This window comes from Micromonospora sp. DSM 43699, from assembly GCF_055517075.1.
In genome coordinates, this window is record NZ_JBTMMT010000158.1 from 1 (window position 1) to 913 (window position 913).

The 913-nt window shown below is 68.9% G+C and carries 1 protein-coding gene; it reads right to left on the reverse strand.

Annotation, left to right across the window (positions count from 1 at the left end):
* Positions 1-81 precede the first annotated feature (81 nt).
* Entirely contained in the window at positions 82-735 is a 654-nt protein-coding gene (locus AC0AIB_RS31015) for a C39 family peptidase (RefSeq protein WP_328347175.1), read from the reverse strand.
* Positions 736-913 lie beyond the last annotated feature (178 nt).

Genomic DNA, 913 nt, shown 5'->3' on the forward strand with positions numbered 1-913 from the left:
CCGTCCATCCTGCCGGACACCCTGTAACCGGCGAACCGGGCCGGCCCCGTGGTGGGGGTCGGCCCGGTTCGGTGTTCGGGGTCAGGAGGTGTAGCCGCGGGTGGCGATCCAGTCGGCGAGGTTGTCGACGGTGATCCGGTAGGCGGCGGTGTCGGGGTTGGCGGAGTCGGCGATGGTGACGGTCTTTGCGTTGTCGTGGTAGCCGACGACGCTGATGTAGTGGCCGCCTTCGAAGGAGTGGGTGTTGCCGTCGGTGTCGGTGGCGGTGCCGGCGATGTTGGCGACTACGGCGCGGCCGTCGTCGATGGTGTGGACGATGTCGGCGCGTAGTTCGTGGGTCTGCTTGTCGTTGGCCTTCGAGTTGCGGATTTCGGTGCTTTCGTAGGCGTTGCGGCCGGTTTCCTTGTTGAGGACGGGGGTGATGTCGTTGATGCTGTTGGTGCCGTCTTCGGTGGTGCGCATTTCTTTGGCCATGGCGTCGACGTCGATGTTCTTGCCTTGGACGGACAGGGCGTTGCGGGTGGCGGCGGGGCCGCAGTAGTAGAAGTTGGGCTGTGCCTGGTAGTCGACCTTCAGTTCGCGTTCGCCGTTGGGCTTGTGGTCGGTCTGCGCCGACGCGGTGGGGGTGGCGGCGTGGGCGGTGTGGGTGGCGGTGAGGGGGCCGGCGATGGCGCCGGTGGTGAGGGCGAGGCCGGCGGTGGTGAGGGCGGTCTTGCGGATCAGATCGGTACGCATGGTGGCGTGCTCCTCTGGTCGGGGGTGCCGTGGGTGCCCAGGGGGGTGGGCGGCCTGCGGGGGTAAGGGGGGATGGCCCGGCGGTCGGGGGGACCTGCTTCGGGTGTCCGAGGGGGTGTAACCAACCCGGTGGGGACCGCATTCCGTGGTCGGGGTTCCGGGGGCCGTCTCCCGGGGG

Excerpts from the sequence above, each read along its gene's own strand:
- AC0AIB_RS31015 (WP_328347175.1), bottom strand. The coding sequence starts at position 735 with ATGCGTACCGATCTGATCCGCAAGACCGCCCTCACCACCGCCGGCCTC.